Origin of the sequence: Arthrobacter sp. UCD-GKA, from assembly GCF_001863355.1 — a bacterium.
GTDB lineage: Bacteria > Actinomycetota > Actinomycetes > Actinomycetales > Micrococcaceae > Paeniglutamicibacter.
Genome location: NZ_MOLR01000005.1, coordinates 196,464 through 209,624, shown reverse-complemented (window position 1 = coordinate 209,624; position 13,161 = coordinate 196,464). Strand labels below are relative to the sequence as shown.

Here is a 13,161-nt window from a genome sequence, read left to right as displayed (position 1 = left end):
CGCGGGCTCAGTCCTGCACGAGGTAGCGGTGCTCGGGCCGGCCCCGGCTGCCGTAGGCAAGTTCCAGGCGCAGCGATCCGGCCTGCACCAGGTTGGCCAGGTAGCGCTGCGCGGTGGCCCGGGAAATCCCCACGGCGGTGACCACGTGCATGACGGTGGCCGGCTCCCCCGCCGCGGCAACGGCCGCCAGCACCGCCTGCTCGGTGGGGGTGGCCGCGGCACCGGCCGACTCCTCGCCCGAAAGCAGCGCGCGTTGCGCCCGGTCGATGCCCTGCTGGTCCAGCGCCGCGGCGCCATCCAAGAGCCTGCGGTAGCGGGCGTAGCCGCGCAGCCGGGAGGCGAGCACCTTGGGATCGAAGGGCTTGACCAGGTAGCCCAGCGCTCCGCGCCTGATGGCGGTGCGCACCGCGTCGACCTCGGTGGCCGCCGAGAGCACGAAAGCGTCCACGTCCAGGGTCGCCAGCAGGTCCAGCCCGGAACCCTGCGGCAGGTACACATCCAGCAAGAGCAGGTCCGGCTGCCCCTCGGCCACGGCGCGCGGCACCATCCGGGCGTCGTGCACCGGGGCCAGGGCGCGGAAGCCCGGGACCTCGTCAACGTAGCCGGCGTGCAGGGCGGCGACCCGGAAGTCGTCGTCGACGACCAGGACCTTGTAGTCGGTGTTCTCGCTCATCGGGCGTTCTTCCCTTCGGTTGTTCCGTTCTCGGTGGACAGCACCCCGGGCAGGCGTGCGGCAAAGACGGCCCCGGAGTGCGCATTCTCGGCGTTTCCGGGCCCGCCGGGGTCCGCGATCCAGACCTCGCCGCCGCGGGTGCGGGCCAGCCGGCGGACCAGCGGCAGCCCGACGCCCTGGCCGTGCTCGGGGGCATCGGGCAGCGCGCCGGTGCTGACCCCCTCGGCGAAGACATCGAGCCCTGGCTCGACCCCGTCCCCGGAGTCGGCGACGGCCAGGTGCAGCGTGGTCCCCTCGGAAAGCAGGTCGACCTCGACCCAGCGCGGCGCCGGGCCCTCGACCGCGGCGCGCAGTGCATTGTCGATCAGGTTCCCCAGCACCGCGGTGGCATCCTGCGCGTCGCCCAGCCGGCCGTAGAGCGCGCTGGCATCCCCCACGCGCAGCACCACACCGCGTTCGTACGCCTGGACGCCCTTGGCCCCGAGGAAGGCGCGCAGGTAGGTGTCTTCGATGGCCGCGAGGTTCTGCACCGGCTCGCGCACCGGCCCCGATTCGATGACCTCGCCGAGATACGCCCGGGCTTCGGCCACGTCCCCGTGGTGCAGCAGCCCGGAGATCGTGTGCAGCCGGTTGGCGAATTCGTGCCGCTGGGCGCGCAGGGCCGAGGCCATGGTCTCCACCGCGTCCAGCCGCGAGCCCAGGGTCTCGATGGTGGTCACGTCGCGCAGCAGCACCACCTGGCCCAGGTCCTGTCCGTCGCGGGTCACCGGGTGCACGGTGGCGACCAGTGCGGCGTGCTCGGTTTCCAGGCGCAGCGTGGCCCCGTCGCAGGAGGCGATGGCGGCAACCAGCGGCGCGGGCAGCCGCGCGTCGGTGTAGGGCAGTCCGATGATGTCGGCGGATTCGTGGCGGTGCGGCAGCCCCAGCATGATCCGTGCGGCCTTGTTGCGCACCGAGACCCGGCCGTCGGGGCCGATGCCGATGACCCCGTCGGCCACGCCGTAGAGCACCGCGTCGCGGTCCCGCAGCAGCTGCGCCATTTCGGCAGGTTCCAGCCCGAGGGTCTGGGCCTTGAGCCGGCGCACCAGCCAGCGGGTCGAGGCCGCGGAAAGCGCCAGGGCCCCCAAGCCCAGCCCGAGCACCCAGGCGCCGGCGGTGCGCAGCCGGGCGGCCAGTTCCTGGACCCCGACCCCGACACTGACCTCCCCGACGACGGTGTCGCCCTGCGGGGCGAAAACCGGCACCTTGGCGCGCACCGACTCGCCCAGGGTCCCGTGCTCGCGGGAGACCGACTCGTGCCCGGACAGCGCGGCGGGATCGGTGGAGACCTTCTGGCCCAGCAGCGAGGGGGTCGGGTGCGCCAGCCGGATCCCGCGGTCTTCGGTGACCACGACGAAGAACGCGCCGGTGCGCGGTGGGCTTTATGAGCAAAAAAGGATTTAGGGGAAGAAGCGGGGTTTGTGGGCACAACCACACCGCCGTGATGCGCACCACGTAGCGTTATGTGTCACGGCGCACGGACCGGTGCCAGATTCCCTTCCGCGACGCCGACTCCCATCATTTGCGTTTACACGCACCACCCTCGAAGGAGACCCCCATGCTGGTAGCACTCGGGTTCCTGATGGTCGCCACGTTCATGGCGCTCATCATGACCAAGCGCATGACCCCGTTGCTGGCGCTGATCATCGTCCCGACCGTCTTCGGCCTGTTCGCCGGCGCCGGCCTGGGCCTCGGCGACATGGTCATGGACGCCGTGAAGGCCATGTCCGGAACCGCCGCCCTGCTGATGTTCGCCATCATGTACTTCGGCATCATGATTGACGTGGGGCTCTTCGACAAGCTCGTCGACGGCATCCTGAAGCTGGTCGGCAACGACCCGGCCAAGGTCGTCATGGGCACCGCGCTGCTCACCGGCCTGATTTCCCTGGACGGCGACGGGTCGACCACCTTCATCGTGGTCACCGCGGCGCTGCTGCCGATCTACCAGCGCCTGGGCATGAGCCCGGTCGTGCTGACCTGTGTCGCCGGTTTGACCAACGGCACGCTGAACATCGTCCCCTGGGGCGGGCCGACCGCCCGCGCCGCCGCCGCACTGCACGTCGATGCCTCCGCGGTGTTCGTCCCGATGATCCCGGCGCTGGCCGTCGGCCTGGTCGTCGTCTTCGCTTTCGCCTGGGCCATGGGCGTCACCGAGCGCAACCGGCTGCGGCGCGAAGACCCGCTGCGCTGGGGCCCGGGTTCGGTCATGACCGGCGGAACCGGCGGAACCGGCAACACCAAGACCCCGACCGGCGGCCGCGGCATCGCCCTGCTGGAAAAGGTTGCTGCACGCGGTGACGGCACCGAGGCGCCCACCATGAACGGCACGGTCCTGGACCCGACCCGCGAAACCCTGCGCCCGAAGCTGTTCATCTTCAACCTCTCGATGACCGTGGCCATCTTCGTGCTGTTGATCGCCGACGTGCTGCCGCTGTCCTACCTGTTCATGATCGGCACCGCCGTGGCGCTGCTGGTGAACTTCCCGCGCATCTCCGACCAGGCCAAGATGATCGCCTCGCACTCCTCCGAGGTCATCGCGGTGGTCTCCATGGTGCTTGCCGCCGCGGTGCTCACCGGCGTGCTCTCGGGCACCGGCATGGTCGATGCCATGAGCGCCTGGCTGGTCGATGTCATCCCGACCTCGATGGGCCCGTACCTGGCGATCCTCACCGGCATCATCTCGATCCCCGCCACGTTCTTCATGAGCAACGACGCGTTCTACTTCGGCATCCTGCCGGTGCTCACCGAGGCCGGCGCCCACTACGGCATCCCCGCCGTGGACATGGCCCGCGCCTCGATCACCGGCCAGCCGGTGCACATGCAGTCCCCGCTGGTACCCGCGATCCTGCTGTTGGTCTCGATGTCCCGCGTGGACCTAGGCGACCACCACAAGAAGGTCCTCTGGCGCGCACTGGTCGTGTCGTTGGTCATGCTCGCCACGGGCGTGCTCATCGGCGCCATCGGCATCGGCTAGGAAGCACCGCACCCACGCAACACTCCCTGCAGGGGCGGGGAACCGGAAACGGTTCCCCGCCCCTTTGCGTGCCGCCGGGCCCGCGCTTAACGTCCCCGAAACGGGCGTGTGGAAAACTGGAAGAACGGATCAAGAGGAAGAGGCACACCCCATGGAATTCCTGCTGCTGTTGGTCGGGCTGCTCTTCGGGACGGTGCTGGTGGCGGGCCTGGGCGAGCGCATCCGCCTGCCCTACCCGATCCTGATGCTGGTCTTCTCGGCCGGGGTGGCATTCCTGCCGTTCATTCCCGAGGTCCACATCAACCCGGAGCTGATCCTGCCGCTCTTCTTGCCGCCGCTGCTCTACGCCGCGGCACAACGCAGTTCCTGGTCGATCTTCCGGCTGCGCTGGCGCTCGCTGGTGCTGCTGGCGGTTCTGCTGGTTCTCGCGACCACCGCGGCCGTGGCGTCAGTCGCCTGGCTCATGGTCCCGGCCATGGCGCTGCCGGTGGCCATCGCCATGGGTGCCATCGTGGCCCCGCCGGACCCGGTGGCCGTCGAGGCCGTTGCCGGCAAGGTGAAGATGCGCCGCCGGCTTCTCACGGTGTTGCAGACCGAGGGCCTGTTCAACGACGCGATGGCCATCGTGATCTTCCAGGCGGCGGTTGCCGCGGCCATGAGCGGGGGCGAGGTCGGCTGGGACGTCGTGCCGAAGTTCCTCGTCGGGGCGGCCGGGGCCATTGTGCTGGGCCTGGGCACTGCCTGGCTGGTCGGGGCGCTGAACCGCTTCGTCCCGGACCTGGTGGCCCGCTCGGCCACCACGCTGGTGGCGCCCTACGCCGTCTACCTGCTGGCCGAGCAGGTCCACTTCTCCGGCGTCGTCGCCGTGGTGGTCACCGCGCTGGAGCTGGGCCGCCGCGCCCGCCCGCAGGACTCCGAGGAACGCCTGACCCGCACCGCGTTCTGGGACGTGGTGGAGCTGCTGACCACCGGCGTCGCCTTCGGGCTGGTCGGCATCGAGATGCGCTACATCATCCAGGACGAGGGGGCGAACCTGCTGACGTTCATCCCCGGCATCGCGGCCATCTGCGCCACGGTGGTGCTGGTGCGCTTCGGCTGGATGATGGCGATGTTCAAGATCGGCGGAACCGAGCGCAAGTCCAAGACCCCGGGCTCGCTGAAGGAAGTGCTGGTGCTCTCTTGGTGCGGCATGCGCGGGCTGGCGACCCTTGCGCTGGCATTGGCGCTGCCGGCCACAATGGCCAACGGGCAGCCTCTGGAAGGCCGGAACTTCGTGATCGCCACCGCTTGCGCCGTGCTGATCACCACCCTGGTGCTGCCGGGCCTGACGCTGCCGGCGCTGATGCGTGCGTTGAAGCTGCCCAACGACCACGCGGTGGAGGAAAGGACCGAGCGCAAGCTGGCCCGCCGGGCCGAGAAGGTCGCGCTCGAGACCATGAAGCGTTCGCCCAGTGCCGCCGCCCTGCCGCAGAAGCGCCGCGAGGCACTGGCCCGGCGCATGTCATCGCTGCACACCATCCTGGCCGCAGACCTGGAAGAGGACCCGGAGAAGATGCTGCGGATCAAGCAGATCCTCACGGTCATGGACGACGTGCAGCGCGAGGCGCTGGATGCCGCGCGCTCCGAGATGCTCAAGGCCCGCAACGAGCCGGGCAACGACCCCGAGCTCGTGGACCGGGTGCTGCGCCGCCTGGATCTGCGCACCGTCACCCTGGACCAGTAGGCGTTTCGGGTCGCCGGGTCCGGCCCGGTCCGTGGTTGGATGGGCCCATGTCCATTCGTCCCGGATTCGCCGCCCTGCCCAAGCTCGTCCCGGGCGACCGGGTGGCGGTGCTCTCGCCGTCCTTCGCCGCCCCGGGCTTCGCACCAGCTGTGCATGAGCAGGCCATGGCCCGGATCCGCACGGAGCTCGGGCTGGTTCCGGTGGAATTCCCGACCACCCGGAAGCTGGGCGCAACTCCGACGGAGCGCGCCGCCGACATCAACGCGGCATTCGCCGATCCCGGCATCCGCGCGATCTTCGCCACCCTCGGGGGAGATGACCAAATCACCGTCACCCCGCATCTTGATACGGATGTGGTGGCCGCGAACCCCAAGCCGTTCTTCGGCTACAGCGACAACACCAACCTGCTGAATCGGCTCTGGAGTCTCGGGGTGCCGGGCTACTACGGAGGATCGACGCAGGTACACCTGGGCGCCGGTCCCGGAATCGACCCGATCCACCTCGCCTCGCTGAAGGCGGCGTTGTTCGACGGCGGGCGGCTACGGATCACCGATCCCGGTTCCGCCGAGGATTTCGGGCCGGACTGGCTCTCCCCCGAGGCGCTGGGCAGTTTTGGGGACCGCGAACCCACCGAGCCGTGGCAGTGGGCCGGGCCCGGACGGACCGTGGAGGGCCGGACCTGGGGCGGCTGCTTCGAAGTCGTCGACCAGCTGGCCGTCGCGGACCGGCTGCCGCCGCTGGAGGCCCTGCGCGGCACCATCCTGCTGCTTGAATCAAGCGAGGAGGTGCCGCCGGCACGGCTCGTCGGTAGGTGGTTGAGGGCACTGGGCGAACGCGGGCTGCTCGCGGCCGTTGCCGGTGCCGTCATCGCCCGTCCGCCGGTGGGCACACATGAATCGGTGCCGCCGCCGAAGGTGCGCGCGGAACTCCGCGCCGCCCAGCGCGAGGCGGTGTTCGAGGAATTCGCCCGCTACAACCACGATGCCGTCGTGTGCGTCGGGGTTCCCTTCGGGCACACCCGCCCGCAGTGGATCCTGCCCTATGGCGGAACGATGCGACTCGATGGCCAGCGGCAAACAATCACCGCCGACTACTCCTGATTCGCCGCAGGTTCAGTCGGTGAACCCGGTCAGCACGATCTTGCCTCCGGCATGCCCGCCCATGCTCTGCGTGAAGGCTGCCGCGGCTTCTTCCATCGGATAGCTGGCGACCACGTGCACGGAGAGCTTGCCTGCCTCGACCAGCGCGTCGWGCCGTGCAAGTTCCCGCCCGTCGGGGCGCACCCAGATGTAGCGCCCGCCGTGTTCGCCCACGGTGCCGTCGGCGATCGAGGCATGCTTCCCCGAATCCGTGAGTACCGCCAGGGTGTCTTCGAGCGCCCCGCCGTGGAAGTCCGCCACGGCGTCGACACCCTCGGGAGCCAGCGCGCGCACCGCTTCGACAAGCCGGGCACCATAGGTCAGCGGCTCGGCGCCTAGGGAGGCGAGCAGTCCGTGGTTCTTCTCCGAGGCGGTGGCCAGCACGCGGGCGCCGGCCGCCTTGGCGATCTGGATGGCTGCCTGGCCCACTCCCCCGGCGCCGTTGTGGATCAGCAAGCTCTGCCCGGGGGCCAGGTCCAGTGCGTCGAGGGCACGCAGCGCGGTCCCGCCGGTCAGCGGCAGCGCCGCCGCCTCCTCGAAGGAGAGCTGCTTCGGCTTGTGCGCCACGGCCCCGGCGGGCAGGGTGATGTACTCGGCGAAGGAGCCGATGCCCACGGTGTCGCGCCGCCCGTAGGCGTGGACCTCGTCGCCGATGGTGAACTCGGGGGTGTCGAAGCCGACGGCGTCCACCACCCCGGACACGTCCCAGCCGGGAACCGCCGGGAAATCCACCTCCATGATGGGGTCGAGGTATCCGGCCATAACCTTCCAGTCCACCGGGTTCACCCCGGCCGCCTTGACCTTGATCCGCACCGTTCCGGGGCCGACCTTCGGCAGCGGAAGCTCGAGCCGCTCCAGCTTCTCCACGCCACCGTAGCTCGCATACGCCATGGCCTTCATCGTGCGATCACCCATTGTGTTTCCTGCTTTCGCTTCTCGGCTGTCCTGCTTCCCCAGGGACAACCCCTGCCGGAACCGAATTATTCGCGGTTGCCGCGACGAGGGGCACTCGTGTGTGCGCAATACCAGCGCCCTGACATATACCAGTTATTCCGGGCCTTTCCGCCACCCGCCGCCTAGACTCAATTCAATCGCCCCGGATGGGGCCGCCACCGACCTCAGGAGCAATTCCCCATGATCATTGCCGTGCCCAAGGAAACCAAGAACAACGAATTGCGTGTGGCCATCACCCCGGCCGGAGTTTCGGAGTTCGTGGCGCACGGTCACCAGGTCGTTGTCCAGGCCGGTGCCGGGATCGGCTCGGGCATCGAGGACGCCCACTACCTCGAGGCCGGGGCGCGGATCGCCGCCGATGCCGAGGCCACGTGGGCGGCAGGGGACATGGTGCTCAAGGTCAAGGAACCCACGGATCCCGAGTACTCCTTGCTGCGTGCCGACCAGGTCCTGTTCACCTACCTGCATCTGGCGGCCTCCCCGGAATGCACCGATGCAATCCTGGCGGCGGGCACCACCGCAATCGCCTACGAGACCGTGCGCCGCGGCGGCGGCCTGCCGCTGCTGGCCCCGATGAGCGAGGTCGCCGGACGCCTGGCCGCACAAATCGGCGCCTTTACCCTGCAGGAGCCCTCGGGCGGATCCGGGATCCTGATGGGCGGCGTCCCCGGGACCCGTCCGGCAAAGGTTGTGGTGATCGGCGGCGGCGTCGCCGGCGAAAACGCGGCGGCTGCCTCCGCGGGGCTCGGCGCGGATGTCACGATCGTCGACGTGAACCTGGCGCGTCTGAAGGAGATAGACACCGATTACCGCGGCCGGATCAAGACGCTGGCGTCCTCGAAGCTTGCGATCGCCCGTGAGGTCGCCGCGGCGGACCTGGTCATCGGCTCGGTGCTGATCCCGGGCGCCGCGGCCCCGAAGCTTGTCACCCTGGAGATGGTCGAGAAGATGCGTCCGGGCTCGGTGCTGGTGGACATCGCCATCGACCAGGGCGGCTGCTTCGAGGGCTCGCACCCCACCACCCACGCGGCCCCGACCTACAAGGTGCACGACGCCCTCTACTACTGCGTGACCAACATGCCCGGCGCCGTCCCGCAAACTTCTACCGCCGCGCTGACTAACGCCACCCTGCCCTACGCCCTGCGCATCGCGAACAAGGGCTGGAAGCAGGCCATGGCCGAGGATGCCGGCCTGGCCAACGGCCTGATGGCGCACGCCGGATCGGTGGTCTTTGGGCCGGTGGCCGAGGCCCTGGGCCGGGAGCACGTGTCAATCGAAACCGTGCTGGCCGGGGCCTGACGAACACCACCAGCTTCAACTTCAACAACTACAACTGCCGCTACTCGCATCATGGTTGGAGTAGATGGTGCGAGTAGCGGTTCGCGTGGGTGATGTATCCGGGCCCCTCGCTCGCCCTAGTCGTCGCCGTCGAGGTAGTACCAGCGGCCGCCCTCGCGCACAAAGTCGCTGACCTCGTGCTGGGAATTGGACTGGTTGAGCAGGCGGTAGTGGGCTTCGAACTCGACGATTCCGTTGCTGTCGAAGGGGCCACCGGCCTCGGTGCGGATGATGTCCAGGTCCTGCCAGACAATGGCTTCATCGAGTTCCAGCTCGGCTGGGCGGGTGTCGGGGTGCCAGGTGGCCAACAGGAATTCCGGCAGGCCCAGTGCGAAGGCGCTGAAGCGCGAGCGCATCAATGCGACAGCGGTTCCGGGCCAGGCAGGGGTGTCGGGATCGTTGAATCCCTGGTGATATCGGCCACAGCAGGATTCGTAGGATTCCCCGGAATTGCAGGGGCATCGCGAGTCTTTTTCCATTGAACCAGCTTAAGGGCAGCAGGAAGCTCGAAATACCGCCTTATCGCCCCGCCAACAAAACGTCGAAAGGCAGACACGAAATCCGTCAAGCTACCCCGTGCCGGTAGACTTAGCAGGCAAGCTCGCGGAGCGCCCCCACCCTTGGCGTGAGACGGCACGTCCGCGGGCGATTAACCAYCCCTCGCGCACAGGAGAACCCGGATGCCCCGGATCGTTGTTGATGTTATGCCCAAGCCCGAAATCCTTGACCCGCAGGGCAAGGCCATCGTTGGCGCACTTCCCCGCCTCGGCTTCACCGCTTTCAGCCAGGTCCGCCAGGGCAAGCGCTTTGAACTGACCGTTGAGGGCGAGGTCACCGAGGAAATCCTGGCCCAGGCCCGCACCGCGGCCGAGACCCTGCTCTCGAACCCGGTCATCGAAGACGTTGTCAACGTCGAGGTTGTCGCAGACTAATGAGCGCAACCGAACTTCCCTTGATCGGCGACTACTCGACGCCTGTCCCCGAGCTGAACGGCGCCCGCATCGGCGTCATCACCTTCCCCGGAACCCTCGATGACCGCGACGCCGCTCGTGCCATCCGGTTGACCGGGGCCGAGGCTGTGTCCCTGTGGCACGCCGACCACGACCTGCAGAACGTCGACGCCGTCGTCATCCCGGGTGGCTTCTCCTACGGGGACTACCTGCGCGCCGGTGCCATCGCCCGCTTCGCACCGATGATGAGCAACATCATCGACGCCGCGAACTCCGATGCCAAGCTGCCCGTTCTGGGCATTTGCAACGGCTTCCAGATCCTGACCGAATCGCACCTGTTGCCGGGCTCCATGGTGAAGAACGACCACCTGAAGTTCCTCTGCCGCGACCAGGTCCTGCGCGTGGAAAACAACTCGACCGCCTGGACCAACCAGTACGGCTTGGGTGAGGAAATCACCATCGTGCTGAAGAACCAGGACGGCCAGTACGTCGCGGACGAGAAGACCCTCGACGCCCTCGAGGCCGAGGGCCGCGTGGCCTTCAGCTATGTCGGATGGAACCCCAACGGGTCCCGCCGCAACATCGCGGGCATCACCAATGCCGCGGGCAACGTGGTCGGCCTCATGCCGCACCCGGAGCACGCAGTGGAGGCCGGATTCGGCCCCGACCACACCGGAACCGACGGACTTGGATTCTTCACCTCCGTCCTGACCCACCTTGTTGGAGGCCAGAAGTGAGCGCCGCAGAGCAGACCGCAGAAGCGAAGAAGTTCAACATGGACACCGTGGCCAACGCCGCGGCCACCCCTGACACCGAACTTCCGTGGGCCGAGCTTGGCCTGAAGCAGAACGAATTCGAAGAGGTCGTCAAGGTCCTGGGCCGCCGCCCGACCGCCGCCGAGCTCGCCATGTACTCGGTCATGTGGTCCGAGCACTGCTCCTACAAGTCCTCCAAGAACCACCTGCGCCAGTTCGGCGACAAGGTCACCGAGGAAATGAAGAAGGACATGCTCGTTGGCATCGGTGAAAACGCCGGCGTGACCAACCTGGGCGACGGCTGGGCCGTGACCTTCAAGATCGAGTCGCACAACTCCCCCACGATGATCGAGCCGTACCAGGGTGCCGCAACCGGCATCGGCGGCATCGTGCGCGACATCATCTCCATGGGCGCCCGCCCGGTCGCCGTGATGGACCCGTTGCGCTTCGGCGCGATCGACCACCCGGACACCGCACGCGTGATCCACGGTGCCGTCGCCGGCATCGGCGGCTACGGCAACTCGCTGGGCCTGCCGAACATCGGCGGCGAGGTCGTCTTCGACTCCGTCTACCAGGGCAACCCACTGGTCAACGCCCTCGCGGTCGGCATCATGCGCCACGAGGACATCCGCCTGGCCAACGCCTCGGGCCTGGGCAACAAGGTCGTGCTCTTCGGTGCACGCACCGGCGGCGACGGCATCGGCGGCGCCTCGATCCTCTCCTCCGAGTCCTTCGACGACACCAAGCCGTCCAAGCGCCCGGCCGTCCAGGTGGGCGACCCGTTCGCCGAGAAGGTGCTCATCGAGTGCTGCCTCGAGCTGTTCAAGGGATCCCTCGTGGAGGGCATCCAGGACCTCGGCGCCGCGGGCATCTCCTGCGCCACCTCGGAACTGGCCTCCAACGGCGACGGCGGCATGGACATCGAGCTAACCAGTGTGCTGCTGCGCGATCCCTCGCTGACCCCGGGAGAAATCCTGATGTCCGAGTCGCAGGAACGCATGATGGCCGTGGTCTCCCCGGAGAACGTGGAAGCCTTCGAGGCAGTCATGGACAAGTGGGCCGTGGAATACTCCTGGCTGGGCGAGGTGACCGACACCAACCGCCTGGTCATCAAGTGGGACGGCGAGGTCATCGTCGATGTCGACCCGCGCACCGTGGCGCACGACGGACCGCTCTACGACCGCCCGTACGCCCGCCCCCAATGGCAGGACAAGCTGCAGGCCGACACCTTCAAGGCCTCCGAGGCCGGGAAGAACCTGCCGGCCACCGGCGAGGAACTCAAGGCCGCGTTGGTTGAGCTGATGTCCAGCCCGAACATGTGCTCCAAGTCCTGGGTCACCAACCAGTACGACCGCTATGTTGGCGGCAACACCGCGCTGGCCTCCCCGGACGACGCCGGCGTGATCCGCGTTGACGAGGAAACCGGCATGGGCGTGGCCCTGGCCACCGACGCCAACGGCCGCTACACCTTCCTGGATCCGTACCACGGCGCGCAGCTGGCCCTGGCGGAGTCCTACCGCAACGTCGCCACCTCCGGCGCCGTGCCGCTGGCGGTCTCCGACTGCCTGAACTTCGGCTCCCCCGAAGACCCGGATGTCATGTGGCAGCTGGCCGAGGCCATCCGCGGCCTCTCGGATGCCTGCATGGAGCTCGGCGTCCCGGTCACCGGCGGCAACGTGTCCCTGTACAACCAGACCGGCGCAACGCCGATCCACCCGACCCCGGTCGTGGCGATGCTGGGCAAGTTCGACGACGTCGCACGCCGCACCCCTTCGGGCTGGCGCGCGGATGCCGACGGACAGGCCATCTACCTGCTGGGCACCACCTTCGACGAGCTGGACGGCTCGGAATTCGCGAACATCCGCGGGCACCTCGGCGGCCTGCCGCCGAAGGTCGACCTGGCAGCGGAGAAGACCCTGGGTGCGATCCTGATCAACGCCTCGCGCGATGGCATGATCGACTCGGCACACGACCTCTCCGAGGGCGGCCTCGGTGCCGCACTGGGCGAGATGGCCCTGCGCTACGGCGTCGGAGCCCGCGTGGCGCTGGATGACCTGTGCGAGCGTGACGGCGTGGACGCCTTCACCGCACTGTTCTCCGAGTCGCAGGCCCGCGCCGTCGTCGCGGTTCCGCGTTCCGAAGAGGTCCGCTTCAACGACATGGCCACGGCACGCCGGTTCCCGGTGGTTCGCCTCGGCGTGGTTGACGCCGCGAGCACCTCGCTGGAGGTCCAGGGCCAGTTCGACCTGGACCTGAACGAGCTGAGCGAGGCCCACGAGGCCACGCTGCCGAAGTACTTCGGCTAGGCACGAGCGCTCTGCGGCAGCGGGGGCGTCGGGGATTTTTCCCCGACGCCCCCGCTGCCCGTTTAAGTCCTGCCCTGCGCACGGGACCCGCTCAATCGGTGGCAAGCCGCCGGAGCCCACCATGACGGATCTTCCGTCGCCTGCCGCCCCTCCATTTTCGGAAGCATGCGGATCGGGCAGGCGACATTTGGTCCCAGTCTCAAATTTGCCCCAAACCCAAATTTTGGTTTGGAGCAAATTTGGAGTTCCCGGCGACCCGCGCACCCAATGGTGCGCGGGTTCGTTGCTTCGATCGCCACCTGCACACTTG

The 13,161-nt window shown here is 68.3% G+C and carries 11 protein-coding genes and 1 pseudogene; 7 read left to right on the top strand and 5 right to left on the bottom strand.

Features of this window, described 5'->3' with window-relative positions; all coding sequences use genetic code 11:
• Positions 1-7: 7 nt before the first annotated feature.
• The 3 genes and pseudogenes from BLJ79_RS10545 to BLJ79_RS23725 all read right to left on the bottom strand — a co-directional run.
• Positions 8-673 (bottom strand): response regulator, encoded by a 666-nt coding sequence (locus BLJ79_RS10545; protein WP_071214701.1) that lies wholly within the window; start codon positions 671-673, stop codon positions 8-10.
• On the bottom strand, positions 670-1,713 hold the full coding sequence (locus BLJ79_RS10540; protein ID WP_353615474.1) for a sensor histidine kinase: 1,044 nt from the start codon (positions 1,711-1,713) through the stop codon (positions 670-672). Before BLJ79_RS10540 ends, BLJ79_RS10545 begins: the two co-directional genes overlap by 4 nt.
• Positions 1,714-1,839: 126 nt before the next feature.
• Positions 1,840-2,070, bottom strand: a pseudogene (locus BLJ79_RS23725) (sensor histidine kinase); the annotation flags it as partial.
• A gap of 200 nt (positions 2,071-2,270) precedes the next feature.
• On the opposite strand from BLJ79_RS23725, the gene BLJ79_RS10535 reads away from it, so the two are divergent.
• The 3 genes from BLJ79_RS10535 (at position 2,271) to BLJ79_RS10525 (ending at position 6,509) form a co-directional block, all read left to right on the top strand.
• Positions 2,271-3,686, top strand: coding sequence for a CitMHS family transporter (locus tag BLJ79_RS10535; protein ID WP_071214700.1), 1,416 nt, complete (start codon positions 2,271-2,273; stop codon positions 3,684-3,686).
• Positions 3,687-3,837: 151 nt separating this feature from the next.
• On the top strand, positions 3,838-5,409 hold the full coding sequence (locus tag BLJ79_RS10530; RefSeq protein ID WP_071214699.1) for a Na+/H+ antiporter: 1,572 nt from the start codon (positions 3,838-3,840) through the stop codon (positions 5,407-5,409).
• A gap of 47 nt (positions 5,410-5,456) precedes the next feature.
• Positions 5,457-6,509 carry a S66 family peptidase gene (locus BLJ79_RS10525; RefSeq protein ID WP_071214698.1) on the top strand — a complete coding sequence of 351 codons (1,053 nt, stop codon included), beginning with the start codon at positions 5,457-5,459 and terminating at the stop codon, positions 6,507-6,509.
• 12 nt (positions 6,510-6,521) lie between these two features.
• Here the strand turns inward: BLJ79_RS10525 and BLJ79_RS10520 are convergent, their stop codons facing one another.
• A complete protein-coding gene (locus BLJ79_RS10520; protein ID WP_071214697.1) occupies positions 6,522-7,463 on the bottom strand; it encodes an NADP-dependent oxidoreductase in 942 nt (313 codons plus the stop codon).
• 219 nt (positions 7,464-7,682) lie between these two features.
• Between BLJ79_RS10520 and ald the strand changes: the two genes are divergently transcribed.
• Positions 7,683-8,801: an alanine dehydrogenase gene (gene ald, locus BLJ79_RS10515; protein ID WP_071214696.1), complete on the top strand. Its 1,119-nt coding sequence runs from the start codon at positions 7,683-7,685 to the stop codon at positions 8,799-8,801.
• Between the two features lie 116 nt (positions 8,802-8,917).
• On the opposite strand, the gene BLJ79_RS10510 is transcribed toward ald, so the two are convergent.
• A complete protein-coding gene (locus tag BLJ79_RS10510; protein WP_071214695.1) occupies positions 8,918-9,319 on the bottom strand; it encodes a YchJ family protein in 402 nt (133 codons plus the stop codon).
• Between the two features lie 201 nt (positions 9,320-9,520).
• On the opposite strand from BLJ79_RS10510, the gene purS reads away from it, so the two are divergent.
• Genes purS through purL form a run of 3 tightly spaced genes read left to right on the top strand, consistent with a single transcriptional unit; the run spans position 9,521 to position 12,851 of the window.
• Complete coding sequence (purS, locus tag BLJ79_RS10505) at positions 9,521-9,772, top strand: phosphoribosylformylglycinamidine synthase subunit PurS (RefSeq protein ID WP_071214694.1); 252 nt, start codon at positions 9,521-9,523, stop codon at positions 9,770-9,772.
• Positions 9,772-10,527, top strand: coding sequence for a phosphoribosylformylglycinamidine synthase subunit PurQ (gene purQ, locus BLJ79_RS10500; RefSeq protein ID WP_071214693.1), 756 nt, complete (start codon positions 9,772-9,774; stop codon positions 10,525-10,527). Before purS ends, purQ begins: the two co-directional genes overlap by 1 nt.
• A gap of 38 nt (positions 10,528-10,565) precedes the next feature.
• Positions 10,566-12,851, top strand: coding sequence for a phosphoribosylformylglycinamidine synthase subunit PurL (gene purL, locus BLJ79_RS10495; RefSeq protein ID WP_071214889.1), 2,286 nt, complete (start codon positions 10,566-10,568; stop codon positions 12,849-12,851).
• Positions 12,852-13,161 lie beyond the last annotated feature (310 nt).